This window comes from Streptomyces nanshensis (genome assembly GCF_001751255.1).
Classification (GTDB): domain Bacteria; phylum Actinomycetota; class Actinomycetes; order Streptomycetales; family Streptomycetaceae; genus Streptomyces; species Streptomyces nanshensis_A.
This window is the reverse complement of sequence record NZ_LJGW01000669.1, coordinates 1-5,447: the sequence shown is the minus strand read 5'-3', so window position 1 is coordinate 5,447 and position 5,447 is coordinate 1. Positions and strand designations below refer to the sequence as shown.

The 5,447-nt window shown below is 73.2% G+C and carries 3 protein-coding genes; all 3 read left to right on the top strand.

The features are described from left to right. Positions 1-166: 166 nt before the first annotated feature. The 3 genes from AN218_RS31340 to AN218_RS31330 all read left to right on the top strand — a co-directional run bounded on the left by AN218_RS31340 (position 167) and on the right by AN218_RS31330 (position 5,242). Positions 167-2,401, top strand: coding sequence for a bifunctional polysaccharide deacetylase/glycosyltransferase family 2 protein (locus tag AN218_RS31340; RefSeq protein ID WP_070020409.1), 2,235 nt, complete (start codon positions 167-169; stop codon positions 2,399-2,401). Then, positions 2,398-3,729: an acyltransferase family protein gene (locus AN218_RS31335; RefSeq protein WP_070020408.1), complete on the top strand. Its 1,332-nt coding sequence runs from the start codon at positions 2,398-2,400 to the stop codon at positions 3,727-3,729. Before AN218_RS31340 ends, AN218_RS31335 begins: the two co-directional genes overlap by 4 nt. Positions 3,730-3,820: 91 nt before the next feature. Next, positions 3,821-5,242, top strand: coding sequence for a nitrate/nitrite transporter (locus AN218_RS31330; protein WP_070020407.1), 1,422 nt, complete (start codon positions 3,821-3,823; stop codon positions 5,240-5,242). The last annotated feature ends 205 nt before the right edge of the window (positions 5,243-5,447 follow it).

Below are 5,447 nucleotides of genomic sequence, written 5' to 3'. Positions count from 1 at the left end.
CCGGCGGCTCGTCCGGCGGCGCCACCGAGGACCCGGAAACGGGTACGGACGATCCGACGCCCTCACCGTCGCCGTCCGAGGGCGGCGGCCTGCTCGACGGCATCCTCGACCAGCTCACCGGCAGCACGTCCGGCGCGGGCGGCGGCACCGCCGCGGCAGGTGCCGGATGAGGCACCGGCACGCCGCTGCCGGGCCCAGGCGCCCCCGGCTGCCGCTGCGTTATCTGCTGCCGTCCGTCCTGCTGGTCGTCGTCGTGGTGATGCTGCTGCTGCGCGGCTATGTGCACAGCGAATTCCTCGCCGACCACCGGGTGCGGCCCCCGGCCCCGACCGGGACCGTGCCGGAGAAGGTCCTCTCGGGCGGGCCGGTGCTCGACGCGCGCGGCGAGACACCCGTCAGCCACCGGGTGCCGGACCACAAGATCGTGCTGACCTTCGACGACGGCCCCGACCCGGAGTGGACGCCGAAGATCCTCGACAAGCTCGCCCAACACCGTGCGCACGCCGTCTTCTTCGTCACCGGCACCATGACGGCCCGCTACCCGGAGCTGGTGCGGCGGATGGTCGAGGAGGGCCACGAGGTCGGGCTGCACACCTTCAACCACCCCGACCTCTCCTACCAGTCCTCCGCCCGCGTTCAGCGCGAACTCGCCCAGAGCCAACTCGCGTTGGCGGGCGCGGCGGGCGTGCACACCTCGCTGTTCCGGCCGCCGTACTCCTCGACCGCGGACGCGCTCGACGACAGGTCGTGGCCGGTCGCGCGCGAGGTCGCCCGGCGCGGCTACATCACGACGTTCATCGACACCGACAGCGAGGACTGGGCACGTCCCGGCGTGGACGAGATCGTGCGCCGTGCGATGCCCGAACGGCCGGGCCAGGGCGCCGTGGTGCTGATGCACGACTCGGGCGGCGACCGTTCCCAGACGGTGGCGGCGCTGGACCGGATGCTGCCCGAACTGCGGGCGCAGGGGTATGAATTCCCGCGGCTGACCGAGGCGTTGGGCGCACCGGGCCCGCACTCGGCCGTGCACGGCACGGACTTGTGGAAGGCACGTGCCTTCGTCGCGGCCGTCGGCGTCTCCGAGAGCGCGATGGGCGTGCTCGTGGTGGCGCTGGCCGTGGTCGGAGTCCTCGTCGTCGCGCGCTTCGCGCTGATGCTGCTGCTCTCGGCCGTGCACGCGCGGCGCGTGCGCAGACGGCGGCGCGGCCGGGGCCGGGACGGCAGACGCCCGCAGGTGACCGAGCCCGTCACCGTGCTGGTCCCCGCGTACAACGAACGCGAGTGCATCACCGCCACCGTGCGCTCCCTCGCCGCGAGCGACCACCCGATCGAAGTGATCGTCGTCGACGACGGCTCGACGGACGGCACCGCCGACCTCGTCGAAGCGCTCGGACTGCCGGGCGTCCGCGTGCTGCGCCAGCCCAACGCGGGCAAGGCCGCGGCGCTCAACAACGGCCTGCGGCACGCGAGTTGCGACCTGGTCGTGATGATGGACGGCGACACCGTCTTCGAACCGTCCACGGTGCGCGAACTCGTCCAGCCCTTCGCCGACCCGGACGTGGGCGCCGTCGCCGGCAACGCCAAGGTCGGCAACCGCCGCCGCCTGATCGGCGCGTGGCAGCACATCGAGTACGTCATGGGCTTCAACCTGGACCGCCGCATGTACGACGTGCTGCGCTGCATGCCCACGATCCCGGGCGCCGTGGGCGCGTTCCGCCGGGAGGCGCTGTGGCGGGCCGGCGGGATGAGCGACGACACGCTCGCCGAGGACACCGACGTCACGATGGCGCTGCACCGCCACGGCTGGCGCGTGGTGTACGCGGAGCGTGCACGCGCCTGGACGGAGGCGCCCGAGACGGTCAAACAGCTCTGGTCGCAGCGCTACCGCTGGAGTTACGGCACCATGCAGGCGATCTGGAAGCACCGGCGTGCGGTGCTGGAACGCGGTCCGTCGGGCCGCTTCGGCCGGGTCGGACTGCCGCTGGTGACGCTCTTCACGGTCTTCGCGCCGCTGCTGGCGCCGCTGATCGACGTCTTCTTCGTCTACGGGCTGGTCTTCGGGCCGACGCTGCGCACGGCGGCGGCCTGGTGCGGGGTGCTGGCGGTGCAGGCGGTGTGCGCGGCGTACGCGTTCCGGCTGGACCGCGAACGGCTGACGCCGCTGCTGACGCTGCCCCTCCAGCAGTTGCTGTACCGGCAGTTGATGTACGTCGTCCTGATGCAGTCGTGGATCACGGCGCTGACGGGCGGACGGCTGCGCTGGCAGAAGCTGCGCCGCACGGGCCTGCTGGGGTCGGCGCCGGGTGCGCTGTCCGGTTCCGGGGCGGAGGCGCGCGAGCCACACGGGCTGTACGGGCCGGGCGAGGCGCGTGAGCCGCGTACGAAGAGCGCCGTCGGATGAGCGTGAACTCCCGTACGGGCAGGCGCGGTTCGGGCCCCGCACACAAGCGCGTACGGGGCTCCGCACCGGACTCCGCGTCCGGTGCCGCCCTCGCGTCCGGTCCGGGAACGGCTCCCGTACGCGACCGCTATCTCGACCTGCTGCGTGCGGTCGCCCTCGTCCGCGTCGTCGTCTACCACACCTTCAACTGGGCCTGGCTGACCTATCTTTTCCCCTCCATGGGCGTGATGTTCGCGCTCGCCGGATCGCTGATGGCGCGCTCCCTGTCCCGTCCCGCGTCCCGTCCCGCGCAGGGTGTCGTACGCGGCAGGGCGCGCCGGCTGCTGCCGCCGCTGTGGCTGTACGGGGCGGGCCTGCTGACCGTGCTGTTCGTACAGGGGTGGCGCCCGTGGCAGTCCGGCACGGGCGGCTGGCTGCGCATGCTGTGCTGGATCGTGCCGCTGGGCAGCCCGCCGTACCCGGAGAGCGCCGGGAGCAACGGCGGTCTGCTGGAGAGCAGTTGGGCCGTGGAGGCGGCCGGGCCGCTGTGGTATCTGCGGGCCTATCTGTGGTTCGTGATCGCCTCGCCGCTGCTGCTGTACGCCTTCCGCAGGCTGCCGTGGGCGACGCTGCTCGCACCGCTCGCGCTCACCGCCGTCCTCGGCACCGGCCTGGTGCGGATACCGGGGGAGACGGGCGAGGCCGTCACCGACTTCGCGGTCTACGGCTCGTGTTGGCTGCTCGGCTTCGCGCACCACGCCGGGCTGCTGCGGCGCCTGCCCGCGTACGCCGTCGGACTGGCCGCACCCGCGGCGATGGCGGCGGGGCTGTGGTGGGCGAGCGGCCACCCCGGCGAGGACGGCTGGGACCTGAACGGCATACCGCTCGCGCAGGCCCTGTGGTCGTTCGCCTTCTGTCTGCTGCTGCTCCGCGTCAGCCCGTCCTGGCACCGGCTGCCGGGACCGCTGCGCGTCCTGGAGCGTCCCGTCACACTGGCCAACTCCCGTGCCGTGACGCTGTATCTGTGGCATCAGGTCGCGCTGATCGCCACCGTGCCGCTGCTCGATCTGCTGTGGGACATCCCGTGGGTCGGGGACTCGCCGGGGGTCTCGCGGGCGGTGGAGAGCTCGTACGACGTCCTGATGTTCCTGGCGGTGTGGCCGCTGGTGGCGGTGCTGATCGCCGCGTTCGGCTGGGTCGAGGACGTGGCGGCGCGGCGGCGGCCCCGGCTGTGGCCGCGTACGAAGCCGCCCGCGTCCGGGCCGCCGGAGTCCGGTACGGACGGGCCCGTGCCGCCAGGTGTCGCGCCGGACGGCCGTCCGCTCACCGCCTCCCCCGGCGGCGGGTGAGCGCACGGTTTCCCGCGCGACACCTGGCGGCACGGCACCGAAACGCGCCGTCCCTAGCTTCGGGTGCGAACACCCGGACCAGGGAGGGCCGATGACCGCTGCGACCGCTGCCCCCGGCAGCACCGACGAGACCGCGCACGACAAGGGCCGCTGGATCGAGCGATGGGAGCCGGAGGACGAGGAGTTCTGGCGGGAGCGCGGCGAACGCGTCGCCCACCGCAACCTGTTGCTGTCCGTCCTCTGCGAGCACATCGGCTTCTCCGTGTGGACGCTGTGGCCGGTGCTGGTGCTGTTCATGGGACCGGAGTACGGCGTCGACCCGGGCGGGAAGTTCGTGCTCATCGCGGTGGCGACGCTCGTCGGCGCCGTGGCCCGCGTGCCGTACACCTTCGCCGTCGCCCGCTTCGGCGGACGCGACTGGACGGTGATCAGCGCGGGCCTGCTGCTGATCCCGGTGGTCGCGGCCCTGATCGTGATGCGACCGGGTACCTCCTACCCGGTGTTCCTGGCGGTCGCGCTCCTCACCGGCCTCGGCGGCGGCAACTTCGCCTCGTCCATGACCAACATCAACTCCTTCTTCCCGCAGCACCGCAAGGGCTGGGCCCTCGGCGTCAACGCGGGCGGCGGCAACCTCGGCGTGCCCGCCGTGCAGTTGGCGGGGCTCGCGGTGATCGCCGTCCTCGGGGCCGGGCATCCGCGCGTCCTGCTCGCTCTCTACGTCCCGCTGATCGTGCTCGCCGCGCTGTGCGCCGCACGCTGGATGGACAACCTCGGACCCGTACGGAACGACACCGGCGCCGCACGGGAAGCGGTGCGCGACCCGCACACCTGGCTGCTCTCGCTCCTCTACATCGGCACCTTCGGCTCGTTCATCGGCTACGGCTTCGCCTTCGGGCTGGTGCTCCAGACGCAGTTCGCGCGCACGCCCCTGGAGGCCGCCTCGCTCACCTTCCTCGGGCCGCTGCTGGGTTCGCTGGTACGGCCGGTGGGCGGGCGGCTCGCGGACCGGCTCGGGGGTGCGCGGATCACGCTGTGGACGTTCGCGGCGATGGGCGCCGCGGCGCTGCTCGTCGTGGCGGCGTCGCTGCGCGAGTCGCTGCCCGTCTTCCTGGCGGGGTTCACCGCGCTGTTCGTGCTGAGCGGCATCGGCAACGGCTCGACGTACAAGATGATCCCGGTCGTCTTCCACGCGCGGGCGCTCGCGCGCGGCGACGGGGATGACGGTGACGGCGGCGACGACGCGGAGGCGGAGGGGAGCACGGACGCGGAGGCGGCCGGACGGCGGCGCTCCGGTGCGGCGATGGGCCTCATCGGCGCGGTCGGCGCCCTCGGCGGACTGGGGATCAATCTCGCCTTCCGGCAGTCGTTTGAGACGGTGGGGAGCGGGACGGCGGCATACCTCGCCTTCCTCGGCTTCTACGCGGTGTGCTGCGCCGTCACCTGGGCCGTGTATCTGCGGCGTCCGGCGGCGCCGGCGGACACCCGGACCGGGGAGCGCGCGGAGGCGGCGTAACAGCCGGGAAATCCCGGGGCACCGAGGCGGTCATCCACCGGTGACAGGCTCGGTGTCGCATACGGACAGGGGCGGAGCGGACAGGACATGCGGGAGAAGCAGGAGGCGGACGCGGCACGGGCGGCCGGGACCCCCGACGGTAGGGGCGGTACCGGCGGCGTCGGCGGTCCGGGCGCCGGAGCGGAACCGCGCGCCCGACGGTCCG

Bases quoted from the DNA above. Each gene is read 5' to 3' on its own strand.
- AN218_RS31340 (WP_070020409.1), top strand. From the start codon at position 167: ATGAGGCACCGGCACGCCGCTGCCGGGCCCAGGCGCCCCCGGCTGCCG.
- AN218_RS31335 (WP_070020408.1), top strand. From the start codon at position 2,398: ATGAGCGTGAACTCCCGTACGGGCAGGCGCGGTTCGGGCCCCGCACAC.
- AN218_RS31330 (WP_070020407.1), top strand. From the start codon at position 3,821: ATGACCGCTGCGACCGCTGCCCCCGGCAGCACCGACGAGACCGCGCAC.